The organism is Methylobacterium sp. 88A (assembly GCF_000376345.1).
Classification (GTDB): domain Bacteria; phylum Pseudomonadota; class Alphaproteobacteria; order Rhizobiales; family Beijerinckiaceae; genus Methylobacterium; species Methylobacterium bullatum.
In genome coordinates, this window is sequence record NZ_AQVT01000001.1 from 4,103,390 (window position 1) to 4,127,523 (window position 24,134).

Sequence of the window (24,134 nt, forward strand, 5' to 3'; positions counted from 1 at the left end):
CTTTATTTTCAGACGTTCCCAAGGGAAACAGCGACTTCGTGGCCGTCCGGTGGTACACACGGATGGTACACACGTGGTTCTGGCAATGTCGCGTCCCTGGCCCCATCCGAAGACCGGTGTTTTCTGGTTCCGCAAGCGGATCCCGAAGGACCTCATGGCGCTCGTGGGCAAGCGCGAGGAGAAGGCGAGCCTCGGGACGAAGGACGTCGGCGAGGCCAAGCGCCGCTTCGCCGCGCACGCGGCGCTGGTCGAGGCTCGCTGGGCGAATCTGCGGGCGGGCGTACGGCATCTGAACCTCCTTGAGGTCAACGCCATGGCGGGCGATTTCTATGAGGACCTCGTTCCACAGTTCCAAGCCGGCAAGTTCTCACCGTCCTTCGCTCTACTGTCTTCGGTGATGATCCACCGGTACGTCGAGGATCCAAGCCCGGCACATCGCGCGGAGTTCTTGGGCCACCATGGCAAGGACATCGACGCCTACCTCGCGCGCAAGGGGCTGGTCATCCACCCGGACACTCGGGGCGCGTTGGACCTCGCGATAGCAAAGGCGATCCTCCAAGCCGTTGAGCAGAGCATGAAATACTTCAGCGGAGATTTCAGTCCCGACCCGATGGCCGGGCGGTTTCCGAAGATCCCGGAGGTAGCCCCCACGACCGTCCTGCCGCTGGAGGAATGGTTCGAGAAGTACGCCGAAGCCTCGAAGCTCGCAGCGTCCACCCGGAAGCGTTGGGGGCCTGCCTTGGCAACGCTGACCGCATTCGTCGGGCATGACGACCTCGCTCGCGTCACGCCGGATCATGTCGCCGACTGGGTCGACGGGCTTGCCGCGGACAAGCGAGCCGACAAAACCATCCGCGACGTCTACCTCGCCTCGGCGAAGGCGCTCTTCGGGTGGCTTCAGGGCAAGCGGAAGGTCGCGGCCAATCCTTGTGCGGGCATAAGGGTGAAGGTCGTGGAGGAAGTCGTGCTGCGCGACCGCGACTTCACCGAGGCGGAGGCGTCGACCATCCTCGCAGCGGCCCTCGCGTCCCAAGGCGGGCGCCTGAGCCCCGAGCATGCCGCGGCCCGGCGATGGGTTCCATGGCTGTGCGCCTACTCAGGGGCACGGGTCGGAGAAATCACGCAATTGCGCCGCAAGGACGTGCGCCACGAGGGGGGCATACCGGTCTTCCGCATCACCCCCGAGGCTGGGACGGTGAAGACGAAGCGGTTCCGGGACGTCCCAATCCACCCGCATCTCGTCGAGATGGGCTTCCTCGACTACGTCGACACGCGGACGGGGCCCCTGTTCTACGACCCGACCCGGGGGCGCGGCGGCTCGTCCGCCAACCCGTTATCTAAGAGCGTCTAACAGAACGGCACGAAGCTGGAAGTTCAGCGTTGGTTTGGCATGGCCAGACCGCTTCTCCCCGATGATCTCTGGGATGAGATCGCTCCGCTCCTCCCGCCACCTCGGCCCCGTCCGAAGGGCGGGCGTCGTCCGATCGAGAATCGGGCCGCACTGACGGGCATCCTGTTCGTGCTGCGCTCGGGTCTGCCATGGGAGATGCTGCCGGCCGAGATGGGCTGCGGCTCCGGCATGAGTTGCTGGCGGCGGCTGCGGGATTGGCAAGCGGCGGGCGTATGGAGCCGCCTGCATCATGTGCTGCTGGAGCGCCTGCACGCAGCGGGTGAGATCGACTGGAACCGGGCTTGCCTGGACAGCGCGTCTGTCCCGGCTAAAAAAGGGGGCCTGCCACCGGCCCGAACCCGACGGACCGGGGCAAGCCGGGCACAAAGCGCCACCTCGTCACCGACGCGCGCGGCACGCCGCTCGGCTTCTGCCTGAGCGGGGCCAACCGACACGACACCGTCATGATGGCGGCCACCCTCGATGCCATTCCGCCTCTGCGGAGTGGCCGACGAGGGCGACCGCGACGCCGTCCGGACAAGCTGCACGCCGACAAGGCCTACGATGCCCGACCCCGCCGACAGGAGTGCCGGGCGCGGGGGATCGTCCCGCGCATCGCGCGGAAGGGTATCGAAAGCAGCGAGAAACTCGGTCGGCATCGTTGGGTCGTCGAGCGTACCCACGCGTGGTTCAACCGCTTCCGCCGCCTACCCGTCCGCTACGAGCGACGCAGCGACATCTACGAGGCCTTCACGAGCCTCGCGACCAGCCTCATCACTCTCAACCAGATCAAACGGTTCTGTTAGGCGCGCTAAGAAAGTGGGTGAGCGGCTCGCCGCCTGGGTCCGGAAGCTCGGGATCGTCGATGTCGGCGTCGACCCCAACCATGGCTGGCATCACAGTTTCAAGACGCGCGGTCGCAGGGGTGGGATGCGGGACTCGATCCTGGATGCCATCCAGGGGCACGCGCCGCAGACCGAAGGCCGAAAGTACGGGGGCTTCAAGGTCGACGTGATGGAGCGCGAGATGAAGCTGTTCCCCGGTATGCAGTCGGCTCCACCGAACGCGATGCCCTCACCGCTGAGCCGATCGAACACCGAGCATGATGGGCCAGCATCGTCGACATTCCGAGGAGGGTACGATGGCTTTCCGCTGACAAGGGAATCAACGGTGCCGACGTCATCGCTGGCAGTTCTGTGCAGCGTCCCTGCGGCCGTCGAGGCGGCGTGCGGCCTTCCCGAAAAGGAGTGGTTGGCCGCTCAGGCCGCCGCCGCGCAAGAACTCCGGGACCTTCTGACGGAGGTCCGCTGTCACACCGCCGGTAGCGTCACGGTATGGACCGGGGATTGGGGTTTTCGCATTCATATAAACGGCGACGTGGCCTCGATTGAGTGTGGCGGAGAGATCGAGCCAGGGAAGAGCTTGGCGCTGCGGTGGGAAACCAGGGACGGCGTGGTTTCCCAGCCGTTTCTACCGATCCGAACACTGAATTGATGATTCTAAGATTGATCGTTAGGCGCTTCAGGGAAGCATGTCCCGAGTTCCGGGATTGGCGCCAGCGACTGCGAGATGAAGAGATTCATCCGATCTTTCGCGTATGGCGGGAGCTTCTCGACCTCCCCAACGAGCGCCTGTACCATGGACTGGGCCCACGGGAGTTCACTGGCCAAATAGCTGGCTAGGCTGCCGTGCATGTAACGTGCACCAATCGCCCTCGTGACCTTTCTCAGAGCGGCCGGATGGACGCCCAGCAGGATCGACACGAAGGAGCCGGCGTCCATGGCGGCGAGCACGGGCTTGCCGGCTACGTCGCCAGTCATCCCGCTTCCTTGCGCGATGCGCTCGGCGAACGTCACCGGCGCCTCTGCAAGCATCGCTAGGAGTTCTTGGGCCAAAGCGGGGTAGCCGGCCTCAGCAGCCGAGACCCTCTGGGCCAAGAGGTATTGGTGAAGCTCCAGGTACTCCGCGGTTTCCGATAAGACGATGGCGAGGCCGCCATACCCAGTGGCGCGAAGCTCGGACGGATCTTCGCCGGGGGCGGGGGGCGGAAGCCGTCCCGACGCGAGAAGGTCGTCGACGTATTGCCGGCATTCGGCGATCACGTCTCGGATGGAAGCGTCAATCGCGCCCATGCGGGCAAGGTTCAGCCTCAGACCGAACACGTGCAGGATCTCACCGGGCACCGTGTACGCTCGACCAGCAAACGACGCCTCCATCCGCTTGATGGCACCTGTCACCTCGTTGTCTGGCCGCTCCAGGCCGTGCCAGACAGTCTGCCAATCTGGTTCGGATGCAGGGTCGACGAAGTACGGGCTTGCGTCGAGGTCGCGGCGGATGACCGCGGCATCTACCCGTCCCTCTATAAGAGCGCCTAACAGAACGGCACCGGGTCGGATGTCGAGCGTTGGTTTTGCATGGCCAGACCGCTTCTCCCCGATGATCTCTGGGATGAGATCGCTCCGCTCCTCCCGCCACCTCGGTCCCGTCCGAAGGGCGGGCGTCGTCCGATCGAGAATCGGGCCGCACTGACGGGCATCCTGTTCGTGCTGCGCTCGGGTCTGCCATGGGAGATGCTGCCGGCCGAGATGGGCTGCGGCTCCGGCATGAGTTGCTGGCGGCGGCTGCGGGATTGGCAAGCGGCGGGCGTATGGAGCCGCCTGCATCATGTGCTGCTGGAGCGCCTGCACGCAGCGGGTGAGATCGACTGGAACCGGGCTTGCCTGGACAGCGCGTCTGTCCCGGCTAAAAAAGGGGGCCTGCCACCGGCCCGAACCCGACGGACCGGGGCAAGCCGGGCACAAAGCGCCACCTCGTCACCGACGCGCGCGGCACGCCGCTCGGCTTCTGCCTGAGCGGGGCCAACCGACACGACACCGTCATGATGGCGGCCACCCTCGATGCCATTCCGCCTCTGCGGAGTGGCCGACGAGGGCGACCGCGACGCCGTCCGGACAAGCTGCACGCCGACAAGGCCTACGATGCCCGACCCCGCCGACAGGAGTGCCGGGCGCGGGGGATCGTCCCGCGCATCGCGCGGAAGGGTATCGAAAGCAGCGAGAAACTCGGTCGGCATCGTTGGGTCGTCGAGCGTACCCACGCGTGGTTCAACCGCTTCCGCCGCCTACCCGTCCGCTACGAGCGACGCAGCGACATCTACGAGGCCTTCACGAGCCTCGCGACCAGTCTCATCACTCTCAACCAGATCAAACGGTTCTGTTAGGCGCGCTAAAGCATCCCTGTGGCGGTCCGGACACAGCCTGGGCGGCATGCATCTGCGTCGTAGAGCGAGGAGAAACAAACAGCTACGTTAACGCCGGTCAACCAATACTCTTAGTATTCGCATGATAAATCGAAGGACCTGTGGATCCCTGTGCAGTCTTGGGTGACGCACGCAACACCAGCCCGGAAAGCCTAGGCGGGCGGTGGCGAGCGACTCCGCAGATCACGGATCGCGTGTAAAGTCCATCGTATGCGTTACGTCACCGAATATTAAGCCAAAAACTTCCGTTTAAGTCAGCCGAACGCTCGAATCTCACATTTGGCATAATTAGATATTCAAGCGGTCGATGCGCGGCCTAGCCTTCGGACATCGCAACCCCCGGAGTGACCCGGCCATGACCGAGACCACGACCACCGCTGTCCAGGCCCTGATGGAGCGTGCCCTGAGCCAGACGAGCCCCGCCGCGCTTCTTCGGGTCGCCGCCGAGGTGACGCGGCCCAAAAGCCCCTGGAAGGGACCGCGCAAGCTGAGCCACGATCAGGCGTTGGCGGCGACCCGGCTGGTGACGGAGATGCTGCATCGCTTCGACCTGAAGCCGACGCGGGTACTGGTCAGTGGCGGCCGTGCCTCCGAGCGTGGCGCCACGAGCCGGTTCTACCTGTCGCGCCGGGAGATGGAGCCGGGCGCCGTAGTGTCGAAGCGGCTGGCCAGCGGCATCGGCGCCTACGTCGACAACGTGGAGGCCATCGCCCGCCACGCCCGCGAGTCTGGCTTTGCGTTGGAGGATGACGCGCTCCTCGTCGAGCTCGCGGCCGTGCTCGACGGGTACCTCGACAACTTCCGCGGGACGCCCGAGACCGAGCCCGATACCGAGCTCGCACAGGACGTGGCCCGGATCGCGACCTGGCTGGCGAGCCCCGGCCGTCGTTACGAACTCGCGCGCTTCCTCGCGGAGGCGCAGCGGGACGCGCTGAACTTCGACGTGCAGGCTGGGGCCATGGAATACGTCGGCGACGGGGCTTTCCTGTATTCCGGTAACACGCCGGTGGTGCCGCTCTTCACCCGCGTGGTCGCCCACGCCGAGGCCGAGGTCTTTCGCGTTCGCCCGAACGCGAATGGGGAATCCGAAGAGAACAATCTCTTCTTCCTGAACCCGGACCTGGAGGCGGTCGGGTGCGCGCATTGCGTCATCTGCCAGAAGGTGGGTCTCGCGGCCGTGGTGGAGCCCGGCGGCCGCGCGCTGCGGATGGTTTTCACTATGGACCCTGCCACCTACGTGGGCGAGCCGCAGGAGCAGTCCGTTGAGGCCAGCTGGGCGAGCCTCGGCTATGGTTGCTTTCTGCCTTACACCGGCTACCCCGAGCCGGATCGGACGGAGGCGCTGGGCGAGACGGGGTACTGGTTCCGGGCGGCCCATCCCCACGGTTTCGAATGCCCCGACTTCGAGACCCACTACCGTAAGGCGCTCGACCGGATGGCGCCGGGCCATGACGAGGGCCTCTGGCTGCGCCGCCATGTCCTCGTCAGCCCCGAGGCGTGTCGCCTGCTGCTGCCGGACGAGGACCGGTCCGCGTTCGACCTGTGGCGCAGCTTCGCCGACCTGCCCGAGGAGAGCGTGCTGCCGGGCAGCGTCACCGATGACGCGGGCGTCGAGTCCCGGACCCTACGCGCCCGGTTCGCCGCGCTTCTCTACGCCGAGGCCGAACCGTCCCTGGCCGGGCTCTTGGATGAGGAGGCGCGCAAGCGGGCCGACGCGATGGAGGCGTTCCGGATGCGGTCCGCGTCGGGCGAGCGTCGGCGGCGGGAGGCGTTCCGGGCGCGGATGCGCCGGTAGGATTACCGGTGGAAGTCGCCAAGCCTGACAACTTTAGGTGGACGGCCTTGGCGGTCGTGCGCCGAGTGGTTACGAAGCAAGCCTGAAAAAGGAAACCCCAGGAGAGGCAAGGCCTGTCCTGGGGTGCTCAAACTACGTTGGGGGTGCATGACCCGAGGGTCAGAGGGCCTTCCCAACTGCTAGTGAAAGATAAGGTGCCGTCACGGTGGCTGAAAGTCAAGCGGAATACCCCTACGACGCCGCCGGTCTGGCCGCGCTCCGGGGCACGATCTCGGAGCCTCGATTCGCGCCGTACATGACGATGGCGTCCGACGACGAGCGTTATGCCTTCGGGCTGTACCTCTACAATGCGCGGCTCGCCAAGGCCTTCCTCTTCCCCTTGCAGATGGCTGAGGTTGCCCTGAGGAACGCGGTCGTGGAGGCCTTGGTGGGCTCCTTCGGCGAGAATTGGCCCAGTGACCCGGGCTTCGTCGCCTGGCTGGAGCCGGGCGGCCACGACGCGATTGCCAAGGCCGACAGGCGTCTCGTGGTGACGAAAGGGCCTGGCTACCCCGTCTCTCAACTGGTCGCGACGTTGACCTTCGATTTCTGGTCCCACTTGCTGCGCAACGCCTATGAGCGCCCGTTCTGGCAGCGGCACTTCCGAAAGGTTCTTCCAAACGTACCGGCAAGGACCTTGAGGCGCGACGTCCACCGGACGGTCAAGGCGATCTGCCAGTTCCGCAATCGTGTCTCGCACCACGAGCCGATCCTCAATGAGAATGCTCCGGCCATCCTCGCAGCCATCATCGAGCTGATCGAGATGCGATGCACCGTGACGGCCGGATGGACGACGCATTATTGCACGGTCGGCAGCGTAGTTGGTACCAAGCCCGCTGGGCCCGCATCCGCCACGGGACGCACGGTAGGAATGGTATGCGACGGAAGCTTCGTCACGGCATCTCCAGAGGAAAACCTGCTCTCAGCGCTCTCCAGGCTCGATGAGACCAAGCCCGCCCTCGTCATCCTCGACGAAGCCGGCACGCCGGCCGGTGTGCTCCGCCACGAGGATGTACTCGCGCAACTCGCGGGCGCGGCGGCTAAGGGGGAAGGACTTGTTCTCCTGACCGAGCATACCGTCGGTGGGGTCGCCGCCGGGCTTCCGAGGAACTGGCTTCGGCTGGACGCCGGCGACCATCTCTCGAAGGTGGCGGAGTCCTTCAAGCGCAACAAGAGCGCGCGAACCGTCGTGGTGACCGATACCGTCAACGGTGCGAGCACCTTGAAGGGCGTCATCCTGAAGGCGCACCGCCGATACTGAGGGACGTGCTCGGGAAACGCCGCCGGCCAGTCTCCGTCAGATGTAGTAGCGATAGTCGCTCTGGACGTCGAAGCCCTGGGGAACGTGCCTGAGAATGCGACCGACCCGCCGAGCCGCCTGGAGGGTGATGGGCGAGGCCCCGTCGAACTGAGTCGAGTTCCAGTTCATCTTGGTCAGGGCCAGCGTCTCCGCGGCGAGTTCGTGGCTCGTCGAATCCTGGAGATGCGGCCGCAGCATCACGGGGCGGGGCACCCGCATCCCAGGATAGGTCTTGAAGAACGGCACGCTGCCCCGTGTGTAGAGCATGGTGTCGCGGCCGAGTTCCATCACGCTCCCGCGAAGGGGCGGGTAGTCGCCCTCGCGCATGGCCAGCAGCGGCGAGCCCTCGTAGACCCAGACGAAATCCCGCACGTCGATCCGGGCCTCGTCGATGGCGGCCTCGAATCCCTCGACCTCGGCGGAGTTGAATCGCGCGGTCTTGTAGACGACGAGGCGGGCTGGGAAGTGCTTGTGGTGCCGTCGGTAGGCTTCGAGTGCCCGGCGCAGCAGGTCGTAGGCATCCTCGCGGGTCAGATAGGGATGGCGCTGGTTCCGCTCGGTGCGGGCGCGGCCGCCCTTGAGGATCAGCCCCTTGCCGCGCTCGTCGAACATCTGGGCGGAGCTGGTGAGGAGATGCTGCCCAGTCTCGTCGCGGTAGAAGCTGATGCCACAATAGCTGGTCTTGAGGCCGTCCTCCGGGCTGTGGAGGCGCCACGGCACACGCCCGGCCTTGTAGAACAGGGCGCTGAAGAGGTTCCAGGCGCGGGTCGCCGGGTCCTGGGTGCGCCGGGTCTTCCCGTTCAGCTTGCGGTTCACCTTCTGGGCGTCGTCCCAGGTGCTGGGCCAGACGATCTGGCTCGGGCAGCGCATGTTGATGGTCCGCGCCTTCAGCAGATCGCGAAAATCGAGGGGCTGGCCGGCGGGGACGTTCTCGGGGAGCGGGTCCTCCTCCGTGTCGCTGCTCATCGTGTCGTTCACGACGCGCTCGATCAGGTCGGTCGGCAGCGCGAAGACGATGACGTCGGGTCGAGCCGAGGTCTCGTGGATGGCGAGCGCGTGCTCGGCGAATAGGTCGACGGCGGCGCGTACGGCCGCATCGTTGTTGCGCTCCTTCAGGATGCGCTCGATGTCGCGGCGGGGCAGCACGGTCCTTGCCCCGGCCTCGACCTCGAAGGCGCAGCGGAAGGGATTGGCGTTGCCGAGGCCGGGGAAGTGCGGACGCAAGTTCGCCAGCCGGCCGGACTCGGCAGCGATGCCGGTCCGGCACCGCTCGACGAAGCGTTCGAAGCCGTCGACGGTCTCCGCGGTGCCGATGACGGCGAGCCGGACCTTGTCGCCGGTGCCCGGCTGCAGCGGGCCGAACTCCATCAGTCCCATCCGGGGGTCGATGGAGCGACCGCCGCCCCCGAATTCTAGCAGGGGCTCGTCAAGCACGTCGAGACGGAAGCTCATAGGGAGAACTCCTCCTGCCCGCTGGTCTTCGAGGCCGGGTCACGGGTGCGCCACTGCCGCTCGGGCACGGAGCGGGGGGACTGCACGGCCTCGACCGGCAGGAGACGGATCGGGCCAGACACGGACTCGGAGCCGAAAAGGTCGTCGGTCGGCTTGGCGCCGAGGCCGCAGAGGAGGTGCCGCCACATCACGAACTGGCCCAGGATGGCCTGGTTCTTTTCAAGCTGCCGCTTTTTGGCGAGGCGCTCGGAGGCGAAGCGGTCCGGCTTGATGCCGTCGCGGGTGAAAACGAAGGTCGATGTGATGGAAAGGTACCAAGCGTCGCCGATGCGCCAAAACCGTGGTACGAAGCCGTGGTGGCGGACATAGTGGATCTTGCCCTCGTCCTTCCGGTCCTTGTAGACCTTGACCACGTCGGCGGAGGTCACCTGCTTGAGGCTCTGGTAGGAGTAGGTGACGGCGATGCCCATGGGCGCCGGCGGAAAGTAGTAGGCGCCCTGGTCGCGGTCGAAGGACAGGCAGCCGTCGAGCTGGGTGCGCAAGGCTCGCCCGAGGAGCTCGATGAAGCGGTGCTCCTCCCCCTCCTCGTCTGGGAAGGCAAAGGTGCCCACTGGCTCCTCCTCGACCGTGTCCGCGTCGATGACGTGCATCAGGGACGAGGCGCGCGGATCGCGGAAGGCGACGAGGGTGCCGTTGCGGAGCACCCATTCGTCCGGCGGGCTGGGATCGTGGCGAAGGAGCTCGGCGCGGGCATCGCGGCCGTCCCTCAGGGGCGAGGCTGCGGTGAAGACGGTGGTCGGAAGCTCGATGCGCAACAGGTTAAGGTGCACAGGCTCTCCCCCGCGCAGGGGTGGCATCCAGATGCCGAAGCGGTCGGTGTCGACGGCGAGGTCGGCCAGTGCGTCCACGGCTGTGGCGCCGAGGACGTCGAGCGCCTTGTCGACCGTTAGGCGGCGACCGTCCGGCGGCCCGGCCTCCCTGACGCTTTTCCAGTACATGCTCTGGTCGCTGAGCCGCACCATCACCACGATCACGGGGATGGTCCAGTTACGCCAGTATTCGACGTCCTCGGGCTCGCAGAGGTATTCGAGGCTCGTGTCGGTCTCGCGGATGTAGGTGCCGGACACGGTCGTCTTCACTTGGACGGCGATGGTCTTGCCGGTGGCTGTCAAACAGCGTTGAACATTGACCCTGGATCGGCGTCGAACTTTGACCCCCTGGATGGGTATGGCGGGACGCCCCTGATCAGCCCGGCGAAGCGGGTCGGGGTGGCGCAGCCGGGCTGATCAGGGGTCCAGCAGGCGCGACGTGTGTGCCGGCCTCAGGCGCGGTTCTTGAAGCGCCAGCTCTCGTTGCCGGTCTCGACGATCTCGCAATGGTGGGTGAGCCGGTCGAGCAGCGCCGTGGTCATCTTGGCATCGCCGGCGAACACGCTCGGCCACTCCCCGAAGGCGAGATTGGTGGTGACCACGATGGAGGTGGTCTCGTAGAGCTTGCTGATCAGGTGGAACAGGAGTTGGCCGCCCGACTGCGCGAACGGCAGGTACCCGAGCTCGTCGAGCACCACGAGGTCGAGCCGGGCGAGATGGTCGGCGATGCGGCCCTGGCGGCCGGCACGTGCCTCGGCTTCGAGCCGGTTGACGAGGTCGACGACGTTGTAGAACCGGCCCCGCGCCCCGTCTCGGATGCAGGCTCGCGCGATGGCGATGGCGAGGTGGGTCTTGCCGGTCCCGGTCCCGCCGACGAGTACGACGTTGCGCTGGTAAGCCAGGAACTCGCCGCCGGAGAGCGCGCGTACCAAACCCTCGTTGATCGGGGTGCCGTCGAAGGCGAACTCGGCGATGTCCTTGGCCAGGGGCAGCTTGGCGATCGTCATCTGGTAGCGGATCGAGCGTGCCTGCTTCTCGGAGATCTCGGCCTGGAGCAGGTCGCCGACGATCTGCTGCGGCTCGTGGGTGCGCTTGAGCGCGACCTTGATAATCTCGTCGTAGGCCGCCTTCATCCCGAAGAGCTTCAGCTCGCCCATGGTGGCGAGGATGTTCTGGCGTTCCATCATGGGGGGCTCCTCAGGCTGTCGTAGCGGGCGCAATCCGCGACCGGCTCGTGGCGCAGCCGCAGGCTCTCGGGGGTCAGGATGGTGACGGGCGCGGTCGGCTCGCGCTGCCGGGCGAGGATGTTGAGGACGATGTCGGCCGAGTGCACGCCCTCGCGCAGCGCCTCGGCACAGGCCGCCTCGACGGCCGGCAACCCGTCGGCGAGCACGGCGGTGAGGATCTCAACCATCTGACGGTCCCCTCCGGCACTGCCGGCGAGCTTGCGTCGGACCCGGTCAAGGGCGGGAGGCAGGACCCAGTCCTTGAACGGTGCACCGTTCCGGAGCGCGCCGGGCTTGCGGGCGAGCACGGGGACATAGTGCCAGGGATCGAACACGGTCTGATCCCGCCCGAAGGCGCGCTCGTGCTCGGCGACGACGCGCCCGTCTTGCCGGATCTCGACGCGCTCGGCGTAGGCCCGTACCTCGACCGGCCGACCGATGGCCGAGGCGGCGACCGAGTAGCGGTTGTTGTCGAAGCGCACGAGGCAGGTCGTGGACACCGAAGCGGTGACGGCGTGGAAGCCGTCGAAGCGGCCGGCATAGGGAACGAGGGCTGCTCGCTCGGCCTCGAACCGCTCCCAGACGGTGCGCTCGCGCTGCTCGGGATGGGGATGGGCCTTGGCGTAGGCGATCACCCCATCGAGCAGGAGCGCGTTCAGCTCCTCGTAGCTCTTCACTCGGACACGCGGGGTGAAGAAGCGCTCGCGCACCAGCCCGACCTGGTTCTCGACCTGCCCCTTCTCCCAGCCCGAAGCCGGCGTACAGGCGACCGGATCGACGAGGTAGTGCGAGCACATCTGCAGGAAGCGGCGATTGTAGGCGCGCTCGCGCCCGACGAAGATCGTCTCCACCGCGGTCTTCATGTTGTCGTAGATGCCGCGCTGGCAGGTGCCTTGGAAGAACGCGAACGCCCGGTCATGGGCGTCGAACACCATCTCTTGGCTCTCGCGCGGATAGGCTCGCACGAACAGCATGCGCGAGTGGCACAGCCGGACGTGGGCGACCTTGACCGTGACGGTCGTGCCGCCGATCAGCACGATCTCGTGGCTCCAGTCGAACTGGTAGGCCTCGCCCGGGGCGAACGACAGCGGTACGCACGCCTGGGCTGTGACCGAGGCGCGCTCGCGCTTCCAGGTTTTGGCATAGCGCCGAACGGCATCGTAGCCGCCCTCGTAGCCGAGCCCGCGCAGCGCCTCGTAGATCCGGATCAGCGTCAGCCGCTCGCGAGCGGACCTGCCGGCGTTGGTGGTCAATATTCGATCGAGATCGTCGCGCCACGGACCGAGCTTGGGCAGCAGCTGCACTTCACGCTCATAGGCGAAGGCGGTGGCTCCCGACCGGACGACCTTCCGGACCGTGTTGCGGGAGACGTGCAGGTCTCGGACGATGTCCTTGATTGCGCGGCCGCGGTTGAAGAACGGTCGAGTCCCAGGGTGTGGTGTAGCTGACGGGTGGTCATCGGCGGTTGCCGGGTAGGGTCGGGTTGCGACGACCAACCCCGAACCCGAGAGAACCCCCGATGACCGACGAGATGATGACCCTGCGCGGGCTGATGGAGAAGAGTGCCGACGCTGATCTGCTGCGGGAGATGATCGGCTTTGCCGCCGAGCGGCTGATGGAGTTGGAGGTGGGCGGCCTGACTGGGGCGGCTCACGGCGAGAAGAGCGCCGAGCGGCTGGTGCAGCGCAACGGCTACCGCGACCGGGACTGGCAGACCCGGGCCGGCACTGTGGAACTGCGTATCCCGAAGCTGCGCAAGGGCAGCTACTTGCCCGGCTTCTTGGAGCCGCGGCGGATGGCCGAGAAGGCGCTCACGGCGGTGATCCAGGAGGCCTACATCCAGGGCATCTCGACCCGGTCCGTCGATGATCTCGTTCAGGCGATGGGTGGGACGGGCGTCTCGAAGAGCCAGGTCAGCCGGCTGTGCCAGGAGATCGACGAGCGGGTCGGTGCATTCCTCGACCGGCCCATCGAGGGCGAGTGGCCTTATCTCTGGATCGACGCGACCTACGTGAAGGTGCGCCAGGACGGCCGCATCCAGGGTCCCCATCGCACATGTGCGACGGGAGCCCGGTCTCGGTCGCCGTCATCGTGGCGGTCGGCGTGAACGCCGACGGCCGGCGCGAGGTGCTCGGCATGGACGTCGGCCCGTCCGAGGCCGAGACGTTCTGGACCACGTTCCTGCGCAAACTCGCCCGGCGCGGTCTGCGCGAGGTCAAGCTCGTGGTCTCGGATGCGCACGAAGGCATCAAGGCCTCCGTCGCCAAGGTGATGAACGCGACCTGGCAGCGGTGCCGGGTCCACTTTATGCGCAACGTGCTGGCCCACGCCGGCCGCTCGGGCCGTCGGGTCGTCTCGGCCTTCATCGCCACCGCGTTCGCCCAGGACGACGCAGAGGCCGCCAAGGTCCAGTGGCGCAAGATCGCCGACCAACTCCGGCCCAAGGTGCCCAAGCTCGCCGCCCTGATGGACGCGGCCGAGCCCGATGTGCTGGCCTATATGGGCTTTCCGGCCGTCCACCGGGTCAAGCTCCACTCCACGAACCCGTTGGAGCGCCTCAACGGCGAAATTAAACGCCGCACCGAAGTCGTCGGCATCTTCCCCAACGAGGCCGCCATCACACGCCTCGTCGGCGCGATCCTGCTCGAACAGAACGACGAGTGGGCCGTGCAACGGGCCCGCTACATGACGCTGGAAAGCATCGCCCCGATCGGCGATGATCCTCTCGTCAGCCTGCCGACCCTGGCAGCCTGATCAAACCACCGGCCCTACCGGTGATCGTGGTGGCTCTATGAAGCTACACCACGCCAGGGGACACGACCTGAAGAACTCGCGCCGGATGCGCGCAATCGTGTCCACGCCCTTCATCCCCCTACACCACCCTTCCAGCCGTACCGGAGGGCAGTCTGCGAGAACGAGGTTAGGGGGTCAGAATTGGACGCCGATCCCCCGCCTCACGGGGTCAAAGTTGCACGCCGAAACACACTCAGCCCGATCGAGACTGTCTGCAGTTCATGCGCGACAACCGGCTCGGCGACATGATCTTCGCCTCCTACGAGGACATTCCCGATCGATGCTGCGCGGCCTGAAACAAGCTCGTTGCCCAGCCTCGGCGCATCATGTCCCTCGGACTGCGCGACTGGGCCTTTCGGAGATGATCCGTGCCGATTGGTATGAGACGTGTCCAGCCGTCAAAGCGCTTGACCTTGCCCCCTGGTTTGCCCTCGTTCTTAAGCTAGGGTCCGTCGATGAGGAGACGGACGATGAAGAAGAGCCGGTTCAGCGAAGAGCAGATCATCGGCATCCTGAAGGAGCAGCAAGCCGGGCTGCCGGTGGCCGAGATCTGCCGCCGCCACGGCATCAGCGACGCGACGTTCTACACGTGGCGCTCACGCTACGGCGGCATGGAGGTCTCGGACGCTCGTCGCCTGAAGTCGCTCGACGAGGAGAACCGCAAGCTCAAGAAGCTCCTGGCCGAGGCGATGCTCGACGTGGCGACGCTGCGCGAGGCTTTGGGAAAAAACTTCTGACGCCCGGCGCACGGAGAACAGCCGTGAGCTGGGCCATCGAGGAGAAGAGCTATTCCCAGCGTCGAGCCTGCGGGCTGATCGGCCTGGAGCCGAAGACGTACCGCTACGCCTCGACCCGTGGTGACGATGCGGCTGTGCGGGTACGCCTGTGCAGCCTGGCCGGCGAGCGCCGTCGCTTCGGTTACCGGCGCCTGCTCATCCTGTTGCGGCGGGAGGGCCTCACGCTGAACCACAAGAAGCTATTCCGCCTCTACCGGGAGGAACGTCTGTCGGTGCGAAGGCGCGGTGGGCGCAAACGAGCCCTTGGCACGCGGGCTCCCGCCGCCGTGCCGCAGGAGCCGAACCAGCGCTGGAGCCTCGACTTCATCTCCGACACGTTCGACGATGGACGGCGCTTCCGCATTCTGGTCGTGGTCGACGACTGCACGCGGGAGTGTCTCGCGCTGGTGGTCGACACGTCGCTGTCCGGCCAGCGCGTCGCGCGCGAACTCGACCGGATCATCGCAGGCCGGGGCAAGCCGCTGATGATCGTCTCGGACAACGGCACCGAGTTGACCTCGCACGCCATCCTACGTTGGCAGGAAGAGCGTGCGGTCGAGTGGCATTACATTGCGCCCGGCAAGCCGCAGCAGAACGGTTTTGTCGAGAGCTTGAATGGGCGCTTGCGCGACGAGTGTTTGAACGAGCATCTGTTCCGGAGCCTGCCGGCGGCCCGGACCCTCATCGAGGCGTGGCGGGNGGACTACAACACCTGCCGCCCTCACACGAGCCTCGGCGGGCTCACCCCGAACGCGTTTGCAACCCGGTCCAAACAGGACCAGAACCAGAACGGACTCTGGTTATGAACGGGGGCAAACAGGGGGCAAGGTCACCGCCGACAAACTTGAACTCATTGCCCGATGTGGCAGTCCAATTTCCGTGTTTGATGTCCGTCGAGGACGGAGCATGTCGGTCGTCCTCCTGTAGCACCTCGGAGCGAGCTTCTTTCCGCTGAAAGGAAAGAGCCACGCTCCCTATGCGCCCCGAGCCTCCACCGCTAACCAGGCGGGATGGGGAACGCCGGGTCGCAAGTCGAAGGGCATCGGCAGCAAGCGGTCCGCCCAAACGGGGCAGACTGCAGGATGGAGGGAACGGGTTGCCCCACACCTCCAGAACGACCCCGATGTCCGCGGATCGAGCAGATAGGGTCCGTTCGCGTTGTCCGTCCAAGGTGGCGGGAAGCGGTGCGCAAAGGCCGACAGCACAACCCCGGCCTCGCCTGTCACAAGGTTGCACCTTCGATCCGCCGGTCGACCGACGGCGTGGCTCCGAGATCCGGCTCCTTCGGTTTAATGCAATGCTTTGCCAATGCCCGGCAAAGCCTTGCCCCTCGGCAAGCCGGCCTCCCTCAAACGTTCACCAAGATCCAGGCGAAGACAGACGAACACGCCAATGGCTCCGAGCCGAAGATAGACACGCTGCCCCCGGCCCAACGACCAGGGCGACACCGCCCATCGTGAAGAACTACCGTGCAAGCGCCGTCTGTGCCAGCTAGAAGCCGGGCGGTAGTGCCCCCAACGCACTCGTATACTCGGTCTTGCCTTCCATGATTCGCTCCAAAGAGAACCGCGATCTGTCGTGTGATGTAGTCGCGAGCGGACGAAACATCGCAGTTCGGATTGACAGTCGGCAAGGCGCGATCGTCACAAACATGTGGCCTAAGCGGATCCTATCCACTCCCTGATGGGTAGCCGAACCGGAAGGCCCGCAGGGCATTGAACGAGACAAACCTCGACGGCCGGTGCTTCGCTCCGATGGCACCAGACAACCGGACCTTCGTTTTGAGAGGCTGGCGCAACGAGCCGCCACTGATACGCAGTAGCATCGTAGCCGGGCTGTAGCCCCGAACTATCGGGCTGAGCGACATATTGAGTTATGTCACTGAAAAAATTGGCGCACCCGACACGATTCGAACGTGTGACCTTTGCCTTCGGAGGGCAACGCTCTATCCAGCTGAGCTACGGGTGCTGACCGTGGCTGACACCTAACCCAAGCCGTGGCCGCACGCAACAATGTCGTTGGCCATGGGGGCCACCTTCGGCAAAGGTCACACGTTCGAATCGTGTCGGGTGCGCTAAGGGGGGCTTGCAGGTCGTAGAAAGGCGCGGATGCGCCGGCATTTCGCGAACCCTTGATGGGCCTTTCTGCCTGACAGGACTGCGGTCTAGGTGGCACCTCTCACGAAAGCGTATCGCCCGACGGACGCAGCGCCACCGCGATAGCGGACACTTTCGACGTTAGCCGAGGGCATATCGGAGCAACGGTGCCCCGTCAGGACAGGATCCACTTTGCAGTCGGGATAGCGAGGGGAGAGGGCTAGCAGGGATTGCTTCAGGCGAACCACCTCGGCCCTCAGCGCGACGTTCTCGCGTTCGACCTGCCCAAGACGGGCGACGCCTGCTGGTGGAAGACCACCGAGGCGCCGACGCCAGCGGTAGAACGTCCCTACCGAGATGTGCGCCGCATCGCAGATCGCGGCGACGGAAATGCCATTTTCAGCTTCCTTGAGCAGGAAAGCGACTTCCTGATCGGTGTGTCGGCTTCGACGCATGTGCGGGCCTCCGCGATCCGAGATAGCGTTTCAGGACCCGCAAGAAACGCACCCATAAGCAGGCGGTATGAAAGGGCGGGGACCGTGGGGTTATTTGTGAATTTTGACGTTTTGCTCGCCATCGCGCCTGCGCCTTAGGCTGTCCGATGAGGTTTTGCGCATGCCGGTGGGCATGTGCAGCCCATTTGACCTTCCCCCAGACCATTGAGAATCCGACACTTCGCCTCGTGTCAGGGGAAGGTGCAAAGCCCATGGTCGATGTCACGAGGCGTCATTTCATCGGGACCGCAGCGGCGCTCGCCGCTCCCGCGATCATCCGTCCGGCTTGGGCCGCCGACACGGTCAAGCTCGGATGCCTGTTTTCTTCATCGGGCACGATGGCCAATATCGAAGGGCGTCTGAACCACGTGGTGCGCATGGCCGCGGACGGGATCAACGCGAAGGGTGGCGTCAATGGGCGCCGTATCGAGGTCGTGACCTCGGACCCGGCTTCGGACTGGCCGCTTTACGCCCAGATCGGACGGCAGATGCTGCAGCAGGAGAAGGTCGCCGCCCTGTTCGGCTGCTGGACCTCGGTCTCGCGCAAATCGGTCCTGCCGGTGGTCGAGCAGAATGACGGGCTGCTGTTCTATCCGCTCCATTTTGAGGGCGACGAGAACTCCAAGAACATCGTCTACGTGAACTCGCCGCCGGCGAGTTCGGTGCTGCCTGCCGTCGATTACCTGATGGGTACGGAGGGTGTCGGAGCCAAGCGCTTCTTCATGATCGGCTCCGATTACGTCTGGCCGCGCACGATCAACAAGCAGCTGAAGGCCTATTGGGCGTCGAAGGGCGTCGCGGCGACCGCCTGGCGCGAGGAATACGTCCCGCTGGGCTTCTCCAATTTCCAGACCCTGGTGAATCAGATCCGCAGTTTCGCCGCCGAGCCGGGCGGGCAGCCGATCGTCGTGCTGACGGTGGTAGGCTCCTCGATCCCGGACTTCTTGCGCGAGTTCGCCAACCAGGGCATCCGCGCCACCGACGTGCCGATCCTCGGCCTCGACATGGTGGAGGCCGATCTCGAGGGGCTGGATACCGCGCCCCTGGTTGGCCACCTAAATTGCTGGGCCTATCTCCAGGCCGCGAAAGCCGACGCCAATATCCGGTTCCTTGGGGACTGGGCCGCCTACGTGAAGGCCAAGTCCGTCCCCTTCAGCGCCGACACCGTCATCGATCCGATGGTTTCTGCCTATGACAGCGTCCAGCTCTGGGCACTGGCAGCGGCGAAGGCGGGAAGCTTCGACGTGCCCGAGGTGCGCAAGGCTTTCGCGGGCCTGAGCTTCGCCGATCCCTCCGGCTACACTCTGACGATGACGGGGGAGAACAACTACGTCTCCCGCGGCGTCTTCATCGGTTCGGTCAACGAGAAGCAAGGGTTCGACATCCTCTGGCAATCGCCCGATGCCCCCAAGCCCGTGCCGTTCAGCCCTTATGGTTGAGGGCGTGAGGTTTTGGGTATTGGGTGCCTTCCTGCTCGTTGCCGGCTTGATGCAGCCGGCGAGCGGAGCGACGCCCGGCCTCGACCGCACGGGTTTCGCGGCCGGCCTGTGCGGTGACGGGGCTGCACAAAGCAGGGGCCTGGATGCGCTGATCCGGTCGAGCGGCGAGGCAGCGGTCGAGGATCTTGCTGCTGTGGGCATTCTCTTGCGCGGCTTGCTGGAGAGACGGCTCGTCTGCCTCGGCGACACGACTGTCCTGCTCGAGAAGCCCGGGGCACCGGACGGGCGCGAGGTGGCGAGCGGCGCCGTTCGTTCCGCTGACGGCGGACGTTCGCCGGTGCTCGGCCTGCGCCAGCGCGCCCTCACCGAGACCGCCCTCGGCATCGCGACGCTGATTGCGGGCGAGACGGTGGAGCTTCGGTCGAGGGGATTGGCTGCCGTCGAGCGGCGCATGGCAGGCGTGCCGGCTTCAGTGCTGGAACGCGCACAGGAGAACGAACACGATCTTGGATTGAAAGCGGCGATCGGCGTGGCGGCACAGGGAGCGGCCCTGTCCTCGTCCGATCCGACGCGTCGCCTTGAGGCGATCAGTGCCGTAGCCGACGCGCCGTCGGGCGCCGCCTTCTCGCGGCTCTCCGCCCTGAAGACCGATCCGGCCTATAGCGCCGATCCCGTATTCCGCACGGCCTTGGATGCCGGGATCGCCCGGGTCGAACGGGCGGTGTGGATCGGCAACGGTCTCGCGCTGCTCTACAACGGCCTGAGCTTTGCCAGCATCCTGTTCATGGCCGCAGCCGGGCTGGCGATCATCTTCGGGCTGATGGGGGTGATCAACCTCGCCCAGGGCGAGTTCATCATGGTCGGCGCCTATGCGGCCTACGGCGTCCAAGAGACGTTCCGCCGGTTCGCTCCGGGCTTTCTCGACCTCTACCTCGTCGCGGCGATCCCCGTGGCCTTCCTCGCCGCCGCCCTGGTGGGAATCCTCATCGAGGCGCTGATCCTGCGCCACCTCTATCGCCGACCGCTCATGAGCCTGCTCGCCACCTGGGCGGTCAGCTTGTTCCTGATCAACCTCGTCCGCGTGGTCTTCGGATCGCAGAACCTCCAGTTCGGCATGCCGTCCTACGTAAGCGGCGGGGTGCCGCTCTATGCCGATTTCATCGTCACCTGGAACCGACTCTTCGCCATCGCCTTCGCCGCCGCCACACTGGTGCTGACACTCCTGATCCTCAGGCGCACGCCGCTCGGCCTCGACATCCGGGCGGTGACGCAGAATCGCGACATGGCTGCCTGCCTCGGCATCAGGACCCGACGGGTCGACCGCCTCGCCTTCGGCTTCGGCTCGGGACTGGCCGGGCTTGCCGGGGTGGCCCTGTGCCCGATCTACAGCGTCAATCCGGGCATGGGCGCGAACTTCATCGTCGACAGCTTCATGGTGGTCGTGCTCGGCGGCGTCGGCACGGTCGTCGGCACCCTCGTGGCGGCGCTCGGCATCGGCGGCGCCAACGTGCTGATCGAGCTGTTCTACGGCGCGGTCGCCGCCAAGGTGATCGTGCTCGCGGGCATCATCCTGTTCCTCCAGCGCCGGCCCGAGGGGCTGTTCGCCGTAAGGCGGCGGCGATGAGCGGTGCCGTGGAGACCTTGCCCGTGACGGCGTCCCGTCGCCTTTTCCCCGGCCTTGGCGGCGATCCGCTTTTGGCGGCAGTGATCGCCCTCATCCTGTCCGCCGCCTTCGTCATCGTCCTACTGCAGCCCGCCCCCTATCTCGTGAACATGGTCGGGCAGCTCGCGGCCTTCGCGATCCTCGCCGTCTCGCTCGATCTGGTCTGGGGCTATCTCGGCATCCTCAGCTTGGGGCACGGCCTGTTCTTCGCCATCGGCGGCTATGTCTGCGCCATGCACCTGTTGTCCCACGCCTATGCCGTCAGCGGCATGGCGCCGGACCTGATGCAGTTCATGGGCTGGAAAACCCTGCCGCTGTACTGGTCCGGTCTGGCGAGCGCGCCCTATGCCCTTGTCGTGGCCCTGGTCCTGTCGGCCGCCATCGCTTTCCTGTTCGGCTATGCCTCGTTCCGCTCACGGGTGAACGGCGTCTACTTCTCGATCATCAGTCAGGCCCTGGTCTATGTCGCCATGCTGCTGATGTTCCGCAACGATACGGGGCTCGGCGGCAACAACGGCATGACCGGATTCTCCCTCCTGTTCGGCCATCCCATCGGCGCGCCCGGCATGGTCACGGGTCTGGCCGTGGCGACGCTTCTGGCCCTGGCCCTGATCCTCGTGGGCACGCGTGCCCTGGTGGTCGGCCGTATCGGCCGGCGCATGCTCGCCTGCCGCGACGACGAGGCCCGCCTGCGCACCCTCGGCTACAGCACGACGCGGCTCAAGCTCGGGATCTGGTGCCTCTCCGCGACGATCGCGGCCTTGGCCGGCATCCTCTACGTGCCCCAGGTCGGCATCATCAATCCGCGGGTCCTGAGCCCCGACCTGTCCATCGAGATCGCGGTCTGGGTCGCCATCGGCGGGATGGGGAGGCTCGGCGGCGCGGTGATCGGCGCCGTGGTGGTCAATGCCCTCAAGTTCTGGCTGAGTGCCGCGATGCCGGAGGCCTGGCCCTTCATCCTGTCGGGCCTCGTCCTGGTGGTGGTGCTGGGGCTGCCGAACGGTCTCCTCGACCTCGCGACCCTGCGCCCGAAACCGACCTGGTTGCGGCGGGGCGGGGGGCTCGGATGAGCGCCCTGGTCATCGAGAACCTGAGCGTCGTGTTCGGGCGGTTCCGTGCTCTGGACGGCCTGTCCCTGGCCATCGATGCCGGCGAGGTCCGGGCCGTGATCGGTCCGAACGGCGCCGGCAAGACCACCCTTCTCGATGCCATCACGGGCATCGCCAAGCCTACGTCGGGCCGCATCCTCCTCGGCGACGACCTCGACTTGACCCGCCGCTCGGAGTCCGAGATTGCCCGTGTGGGCGTGCGTCGCAAGTTCCAGAAGCCCAGCGTCTTTCCCGCCCTCACCGTGAGCGAGAATCTGGAGATCGGCTGCGGCCTCGACTGCCCGACCACCGAGCGATCCGACCGCGTGGCGACCTCTCTCGCCGAGACCGGGTTGGAGGCGCGCGCCGACACGCTTGCGGGTTCCCTGGCGCATGGGGAGAAGCAATGGCTCGAAATCGGCATGGTGCTCGCCTCCCGGCCGAGGCTGATCCTCCTCGACGAACCCGTAGCGGGATTGTCGGATGCCGAGACCGTGCGGACTGCCGACCTGATCCAATCGCTGCGCCGCCCCGACCGGGCAATCCTGGTGATCGAACACGACATGGCCTTCGTGGAGGCGATCGCCGACCGGGTCACCGTGCTGCACGAAGGCCGCACCCTGTTCGAGGGTGGGATGGCTGGAGCGCGTGCGGATACGCGAGTCATCGAGGTGTTTCTCGGCCGATGAGCGATGTCTTCCACTCCCTCCCACCGGCCCCGGTGGGCCTGACCGTGACCGACCTCGACCAGCATTACGGCAGTGCGCAAGTGCTGCGGAACGTGGACTTCTGCATCGAGCCCGGCTCCTGCGTGGGGTTGCTCGGGCGTAACGGCGCTGGCAAGACCACGCTACTGCGCTGTCTCGCCGGACTGATCCCTATAAGCCGCGGACGCATCATTCTCGGCGAGACCGATATCACCGACCTGTCGCCAGACCGGCGAGCTCGAGCGGGCCTCGCGATCGTGCCCCAGGGGCGCGAGATCTTCGCAGACCTCACCGTGGGAGAGAACCTGCGTGTCGCCGCCCGGGCGCACGACTTGGACCGCACGAACGCCGTGGACGAGGCCGTCGCTCTGTTCCCGGCCCTGCGCGGCCTGTGGAACCGGCCTGGCGGCAACCTCTCGGGCGGACAGCAGCAGCAACTCGCCATCGCCCGCGCGCTCAGCACCCGGCCCCGACTCATCCTCCTCGACGAGCCGACGGAGGGCATCCAGCCCTCCATCGTCTCCGCAATCGAAGCCGTGATCGAAGGGCTCAAGGGCCGGATCACCGTGCTCCTCGTGGAGCAATATCTCGAATTCGCGGTCCGCCTCTCCGATTCCTTCGTCGTGCTCTCACGCGGCGGCGTGGTCGAACGGGGCACGCGGGAGAGCTTGGACCACGCCGCCCTCGCCCGGCACATCGCCGTCTGACCATCAGATCTCCGAAAGGCTCCCTCATGCCGACGCATCACGAGATTCCCGCGACACCCGACACGATGGTGCTCGGCTACTTCGACGCCGCTCTGCCGCCGGTCCTGGAGATCGAGTCCGGCGATACCGTCACGCTCCACTCGTTTCCGGCCGGCGGCAAGGAATCGCTCCATCCCGATCCGGCCAGGGTGCCGGCCGATTATCTCGCGGCCCTCGACACGCTGGCCTCCGGCCCCGGACCGCATTTCGTGACCGGCCCGGTCCATGTCCGCGGGGCCGAACCCGGCGACGTGCTCCAGGTCGACATCCTCGATCTGAAATTCCGCATGGATTGGGGCTTCGTGGCGATCCTGCCTCTGCTCGGCACCCTGCCGGACGAGTTCACCGACTACGAGACGATCCATCCCGACATCGACGTCGCCCGCGGCGTCGCGATCCTGCCCTGGGGCGCCGAGCTGCCCCTCGATCCGTTCTTCGGGATCATGGGCACGGCGCCTCCCGCCGCCTGGGGGAGGGTCGGCTCTCCGGTCCCCCGCGCCTTCGGCGGAAACATGGACAACAAGGAGCTCAAGGTCGGCACGTCGCTCTATCTGCCCGTCTTCAACCCCGGCGCCGGCTTCTATGCCGGGGACGGCCACGGCGTGCAGGGCGACGGCGAGGTCTGCATCACGGCCCTCGAGACGGGGCTTTCGGGCACCTTCCGGCTCACCGTGCGCAAGGATCTCGGCTATGGGTGGCCCTTCGCCGAGACGCCCACCGATCTCATGACGATCGGCCTGCATGAGAGCCTCGACGAGGCCATGCGCCAGGCGGTGCGCGAGATGGTCCGTCACGTCTGCGCACGCAGCGGACTGACCCGCAATCAGGCCTACATGCTGTGCTCGTTGGCCGGCAATCTGCGCATCACGCAGACGGTCGACGGCAACAAGGGCGTCCACATGCTGCTGCCGAAAAGCGCCTTGTCCGCGCCGGGCTGAGCCGCGGATGAGCGCGCCCCTCGAGGTCGGTTCACCGGTCGGGATGTCGCCGCCGGCGCGCTCC

18 protein-coding genes, 1 tRNA gene and 3 pseudogenes are annotated in these 24,134 nt (G+C 66.2%); 16 read left to right on the forward strand and 6 right to left on the reverse strand.

All coding sequences use genetic code 11. The features are described 5' to 3' along the window. Positions 1–85 precede the first annotated feature (85 nt). The 3 genes from A3OM_RS24385 to A3OM_RS0119625 all read left to right on the forward strand — a co-directional run bounded on the left by A3OM_RS24385 (position 86) and on the right by A3OM_RS0119625 (position 2,884). The gene (locus tag A3OM_RS24385) at positions 86–1,351 is read left to right on the forward strand and encodes a site-specific integrase (protein WP_051074342.1); all 1,266 of its coding nucleotides are present in this window, start codon (positions 86–88) and stop codon (positions 1,349–1,351) included. A gap of 39 nt (positions 1,352–1,390) precedes the next feature. Continuing rightward, positions 1,391–2,196, forward strand: a protein-coding gene (locus A3OM_RS25430; RefSeq protein ID WP_085984229.1) for an IS5 family transposase whose coding sequence is annotated in 2 segments (ribosomal slippage) — positions 1,391–1,721 and positions 1,721–2,196 — 807 coding nt in all. Because the reading frame shifts where the segments join, the coding sequence is not laid out codon by codon here. Between the two features lie 13 nt (positions 2,197–2,209). Next, positions 2,210–2,884 (forward strand): hypothetical protein, encoded by a 675-nt coding sequence (locus tag A3OM_RS0119625; RefSeq protein ID WP_026176228.1) that lies wholly within the window; start codon positions 2,210–2,212, stop codon positions 2,882–2,884. A gap of 5 nt (positions 2,885–2,889) precedes the next feature. Here A3OM_RS0119625 and A3OM_RS25435 read toward each other — a convergent pair whose 3' ends face one another. Continuing rightward, positions 2,890–3,627 (reverse strand): hypothetical protein, encoded by a 738-nt coding sequence (locus tag A3OM_RS25435; protein ID WP_157196511.1) that lies wholly within the window; start codon positions 3,625–3,627, stop codon positions 2,890–2,892. Positions 3,628–3,804: 177 nt separating this feature from the next. Here A3OM_RS25435 and A3OM_RS25440 point away from each other — a divergent pair. The 3 genes from A3OM_RS25440 (at position 3,805) to A3OM_RS24840 (ending at position 7,744) form a co-directional block, all read left to right on the forward strand. Next, positions 3,805–4,610 (forward strand): IS5 family transposase gene (locus A3OM_RS25440; protein ID WP_085984205.1). Its coding sequence is split into 2 segments (ribosomal slippage): positions 3,805–4,135 and positions 4,135–4,610, totalling 807 coding nucleotides; the frame shifts between segments, so codons are not numbered across the junction. A gap of 394 nt (positions 4,611–5,004) precedes the next feature. After that, positions 5,005–6,444, forward strand: coding sequence for a hypothetical protein (locus tag A3OM_RS0119640; RefSeq protein ID WP_018045487.1), 1,440 nt, complete (start codon positions 5,005–5,007; stop codon positions 6,442–6,444). 295 nt (positions 6,445–6,739) lie between these two features. After that, on the forward strand, positions 6,740–7,744 hold the full coding sequence (locus tag A3OM_RS24840) for a CBS domain-containing protein (protein WP_018045488.1): 1,005 nt from the start codon (positions 6,740–6,742) through the stop codon (positions 7,742–7,744). 36 nt (positions 7,745–7,780) lie between these two features. On the opposite strand, the gene A3OM_RS0119650 is transcribed toward A3OM_RS24840, so the two are convergent. The 4 genes and pseudogenes from A3OM_RS0119650 to istA form a co-directional block, all read right to left on the reverse strand. Then, a complete protein-coding gene (locus tag A3OM_RS0119650) occupies positions 7,781–9,235 on the reverse strand; it encodes a hypothetical protein (RefSeq protein WP_018045489.1) in 1,455 nt (484 codons plus the stop codon). Next, the gene (locus tag A3OM_RS0119655; RefSeq protein ID WP_018045490.1) at positions 9,232–10,407 is read right to left on the reverse strand and encodes a DUF4365 domain-containing protein; all 1,176 of its coding nucleotides are present in this window, start codon (positions 10,405–10,407) and stop codon (positions 9,232–9,234) included. The genes A3OM_RS0119650 and A3OM_RS0119655 overlap by 4 nt, the downstream gene beginning before the upstream one ends. A gap of 149 nt (positions 10,408–10,556) precedes the next feature. Beyond that, positions 10,557–11,291, reverse strand: a complete 735-nt coding sequence (gene istB / locus A3OM_RS0119660) for an IS21-like element helper ATPase IstB (protein ID WP_280790500.1) — start codon at positions 11,289–11,291, stop codon at positions 10,557–10,559. Between the two features lie 8 nt (positions 11,292–11,299). Beyond that, positions 11,300–12,727: pseudogene (gene istA / locus A3OM_RS24395) on the reverse strand (IS21 family transposase); the annotation flags it as partial. Positions 12,728–12,849: 122 nt separating this feature from the next. Here istA and A3OM_RS24400 point away from each other — a divergent pair. From A3OM_RS24400 to A3OM_RS0119680, 3 genes and pseudogenes are all read left to right on the forward strand, one after another. Then, positions 12,850–14,084: pseudogene (locus A3OM_RS24400) on the forward strand (IS256 family transposase). 254 nt (positions 14,085–14,338) lie between these two features. Further along, a pseudogene (locus A3OM_RS26215) lies at positions 14,339–14,488 on the forward strand (IS630 family transposase); the annotation flags it as partial. A gap of 105 nt (positions 14,489–14,593) precedes the next feature. After that, positions 14,594–15,705, forward strand: a protein-coding gene (locus A3OM_RS0119680) for an IS3 family transposase (protein WP_085984231.1) whose coding sequence is annotated in 2 segments (ribosomal slippage) — positions 14,594–14,843 and positions 14,843–15,705 — 1,113 coding nt in all. Because the reading frame shifts where the segments join, the coding sequence is not laid out codon by codon here. A gap of 1,085 nt (positions 15,706–16,790) precedes the next feature. On the opposite strand, the gene A3OM_RS0119685 is transcribed toward A3OM_RS0119680, so the two are convergent. Continuing rightward, positions 16,791–16,867: transfer RNA gene (locus A3OM_RS0119685), tRNA-Arg, on the reverse strand. A 358-nt stretch (positions 16,868–17,225) separates the two neighbouring features. Between A3OM_RS0119685 and A3OM_RS26435 the strand changes: the two genes are divergently transcribed. The 7 genes from A3OM_RS26435 (at position 17,226) to A3OM_RS0119715 (ending at position 24,070) form a co-directional block, all read left to right on the forward strand. Then, positions 17,226–17,588 (forward strand): hypothetical protein, encoded by a 363-nt coding sequence (locus A3OM_RS26435; RefSeq protein WP_244479065.1) that lies wholly within the window; start codon positions 17,226–17,228, stop codon positions 17,586–17,588. A 113-nt stretch (positions 17,589–17,701) separates the two neighbouring features. Continuing rightward, a complete protein-coding gene (locus A3OM_RS24405; RefSeq protein ID WP_018045496.1) occupies positions 17,702–18,928 on the forward strand; it encodes a transporter substrate-binding protein in 1,227 nt (408 codons plus the stop codon). Between the two features lie 19 nt (positions 18,929–18,947). Continuing rightward, a complete protein-coding gene (gene urtB, locus A3OM_RS0119695) occupies positions 18,948–20,552 on the forward strand; it encodes an urea ABC transporter permease subunit UrtB (RefSeq protein WP_018045497.1) in 1,605 nt (534 codons plus the stop codon). Then, the gene (gene urtC, locus A3OM_RS0119700; protein ID WP_018045498.1) at positions 20,549–21,661 is read left to right on the forward strand and encodes an urea ABC transporter permease subunit UrtC; all 1,113 of its coding nucleotides are present in this window, start codon (positions 20,549–20,551) and stop codon (positions 21,659–21,661) included. Before urtB ends, urtC begins: the two co-directional genes overlap by 4 nt. Continuing rightward, positions 21,658–22,368, forward strand: coding sequence for an ATP-binding cassette domain-containing protein (locus A3OM_RS0119705; protein ID WP_018045499.1), 711 nt, complete (start codon positions 21,658–21,660; stop codon positions 22,366–22,368). The genes urtC and A3OM_RS0119705 overlap by 4 nt, the downstream gene beginning before the upstream one ends. After that, complete coding sequence (locus A3OM_RS0119710) at positions 22,365–23,093, forward strand: ATP-binding cassette domain-containing protein (protein ID WP_018045500.1); 729 nt, start codon at positions 22,365–22,367, stop codon at positions 23,091–23,093. Before A3OM_RS0119705 ends, A3OM_RS0119710 begins: the two co-directional genes overlap by 4 nt. A gap of 26 nt (positions 23,094–23,119) precedes the next feature. After that, complete coding sequence (locus A3OM_RS0119715; RefSeq protein WP_018045501.1) at positions 23,120–24,070, forward strand: acetamidase/formamidase family protein; 951 nt, start codon at positions 23,120–23,122, stop codon at positions 24,068–24,070. The last annotated feature ends 64 nt before the right edge of the window (positions 24,071–24,134 follow it).